Below are 2,546 nucleotides of genomic sequence, written 5' to 3'. Positions count from 1 at the left end.
TAACTGAATCATCAGCCAATAGCGGATAACGTACAGAATCAAAAAAGGCTACCGAAGCAGCCCGTTTATCTTGTTACTTTTTAGAGACATGCGCAACGTCATTTAACGCTCATGTTTTGACTCCGTTTTCATCTCTGGACGTGATCAACGGAGCCGAAAAAACATGAGCTCGCCACTGTCTAGGGCGCTATGTTCACCCGGTTTGCTGGCGTATAGCCAACATCAACCGAGCCAATCTATGGCGTCTTTAAGCCGATGCTCTGTTAGACCGAGTTTGTCCCACGAGCAGTAGGTTGATGTCGCCTTTCACTTTGAAACTCATAATCAGCAGATAAGCACTTAGGAAAAACGCCCCGCCAAGAAAACCAGCGAGCCCCAAGATGAGTCCAACCGGCTTAAAATGATGGCGCCACGCCAGCCAAAGGGCCGACAAAGCCAAAAAGCACATAAAGTCGAGATTGAATTGCCCAGGCCATGCCACTTTTGCGATGTCTCCGAAAAACACGGGTAACAATCCTAGGCCATGGTTTGAAACAACAATCGCTGTATAGGCAGCAATCACGATAAATATCGTACCCAGTAATAGTCGAAATGCGGTCATCATTGTCTCCTAGAACGTTTAAAACGATGTATCTGATTGCTAGGGCAGCTTATTAGTTTTTGGTGTGTTTCTTCACCGACATGGCGGTCCATGCTGGAAGCTCTTGTTCAAAACTGACACTACTCGCGATTAAGTCGTGTGGCAGCGCGATATTCGCAACGGTCATATGCATCTCACCTGGCCATTTGCTAGAGCGAAAGAACATGCGTGTGCCGCAGTCCGTACAAAATCCCCGTTCTGATTCTTGGGATGATTGGTACCACCGTAGCGAAGCGATGCCGGCATCTACCGTAAAGTGCGCGCTCTTTACACCAACCCACGTGACGGCAGATGCTCCATGCGCCTGTCGGCAAGACGCACAAACGCAATCGGCCACGAACAGCGCAGGCCCGGTGAAAGAGAATTGCACCACGCCACACATGCATGATCCTTGATATGGCTTGTTCATGTCCGATAACTCCTGCTTCAAGTATGCACAACATGTTTGGGTTTAAACTGAACTGTGCTTTTGCGGCTCATCTTCCAGATAACCATGCCTTGATTTGCTATGCGTCCGTATCTGACCAAACCGCTAACTCATTGCCGCTGGGCTCAATGAAATGAAAGCGCTTGCCACCGGGAAAAGCAAAAATGGGCTTAGAAATTACGCCGCCCGCCAATTGAATCTTGCGTAAGGTTTGCTGCAAGTCGGAACTGTAAAATACCACTAAAGCTGCACCGTTTTCTGGTATCGGTTTGCGGTCAGCCTTATAGAAACCGCCATCCAACCCTTGCCCAGAGAAAGCTGTGTAGTCAGAGCCAAAGTCCTCAAACGTCCAGTTGAATACCTCGTAGAAGAAGTTCTTTGTGGCGTTCAGGTTCACAGCTGGAAATTCAACATAGTTTATCTTCTCATGCTCGTTCATGATGTTTCCTCGGAATAGCGCAACTTGTTGGCGATGGTTGATAAACTGGTTATGCAGGCTTACAATGCGTACATATTTACGTACATGTACAGGAGATGATTTATGGAGAGCATAAGCTACACAGCTGCCAGAAGCAACCTTGCTAAAACAATGGAGCAAGTTTGTGATGACCACGCACCAATTGCAATTACCCGCAAGGGAGAAGGCGCCGTAGTTATGATTTCTATGGATGACTACCAAGCGCTTGAAGAAACAGCCTACTTGTTGCGAAGCCCCAAAAACACTAAACGACTGATTGAATCTATTGCTGAACTCGAAGCTGGGAAGGGCCAAGAAAAGGAATTGATTGAGTGAAGCTAATCTTTGCAGAAAAAGCATGGGAAGATTATCTATACTGGCAGAAAACAGATAAGAAGATATTGAAACGAATTAATACGCTTATTAATGAAATTAAGCGAGACCCTTTCGAAGGCGTTGGTAAACCAGAGCCACTTAAACATGCCCTGTCTGGTTACTGGTCTAGACGCATTAACGATGAGCACAGAATTGTTTACAAAGTTAATGATGACTCCCTTCTTATCGCTCAACTACGCTACCACTACTAGCGCATAACAGTGTGTTTAACGAACCTTCCGGTCCGCTAAACACTTTTTATGCATTTTCGCTTGCCCCTGATTTTGTTGCAAAAGTAAGCGGTAGAAACATGAACACCACCAGTGCCCAAGTATATAAAAAAACACCTATTAACCCGTGTACGAATGTTACTGCAAACGCCACTTTTGTTTGGCGACCAGAAAAGAACAAAACCGCGCAAAATATACAAATGAATATTGAAACGAGAGTATAAATAAATAACCAAGAACCAGCTTGGGATGGCGAAATAGCAAACAGAAAAGCCTGCTTTGCTTACTCGATTGACGATAAGCAGTCAGGTTTTACGCCGAACAAATAGACCCACCAAATAGCGGTAAACGCACCACTCGCGATGAGGCTAAATAAGCCAGCTCCTTTATTACTCATAACTTCCCTTAGAGCGTATA

General features: G+C 45.6%; 6 protein-coding genes. 3 read left to right on the top strand and 3 right to left on the bottom strand.

Annotated features, from left to right (window positions below; genetic code table 11):
• Positions 1 to 247: 247 nt before the first annotated feature.
• The 3 genes from A3751_RS16825 to A3751_RS16815 all read right to left on the bottom strand — a co-directional run bounded on the left by A3751_RS16825 (position 248) and on the right by A3751_RS16815 (position 1,506).
• Positions 248 to 604 (bottom strand): hypothetical protein, encoded by a 357-nt coding sequence (locus tag A3751_RS16825; protein ID WP_197466436.1) that lies wholly within the window; start codon positions 602 to 604, stop codon positions 248 to 250.
• Positions 605 to 653: 49 nt separating this feature from the next.
• On the bottom strand, positions 654 to 1,049 hold the full coding sequence (locus tag A3751_RS16820) for a GFA family protein (RefSeq protein ID WP_082863339.1): 396 nt from the start codon (positions 1,047 to 1,049) through the stop codon (positions 654 to 656).
• A gap of 97 nt (positions 1,050 to 1,146) precedes the next feature.
• Entirely contained in the window at positions 1,147 to 1,506 is a 360-nt protein-coding gene (locus tag A3751_RS16815; protein ID WP_068458112.1) for a VOC family protein, read from the bottom strand.
• A 102-nt stretch (positions 1,507 to 1,608) separates the two neighbouring features.
• On the opposite strand from A3751_RS16815, the gene A3751_RS16810 reads away from it, so the two are divergent.
• From A3751_RS16810 to A3751_RS16800, 3 genes are read left to right on the top strand one after another with little or no spacing between them, the layout of a single operon-like run.
• Entirely contained in the window at positions 1,609 to 1,860 is a 252-nt protein-coding gene (locus A3751_RS16810; protein ID WP_068458109.1) for a type II toxin-antitoxin system Phd/YefM family antitoxin, read from the top strand.
• Positions 1,857 to 2,111, top strand: a complete 255-nt coding sequence (locus A3751_RS16805; RefSeq protein WP_068458107.1) for a Txe/YoeB family addiction module toxin — start codon at positions 1,857 to 1,859, stop codon at positions 2,109 to 2,111. Before A3751_RS16810 ends, A3751_RS16805 begins: the two co-directional genes overlap by 4 nt.
• Positions 2,112 to 2,122: 11 nt before the next feature.
• Entirely contained in the window at positions 2,123 to 2,353 is a 231-nt protein-coding gene (locus A3751_RS16800; protein ID WP_068458104.1) for a hypothetical protein, read from the top strand.
• Positions 2,354 to 2,546 lie beyond the last annotated feature (193 nt).

The sequence above is a fragment of the Oleiphilus sp. HI0080 genome (genome assembly GCF_001635135.1).
This window is presented reverse-complemented; position numbering and strand designations above follow the sequence as displayed.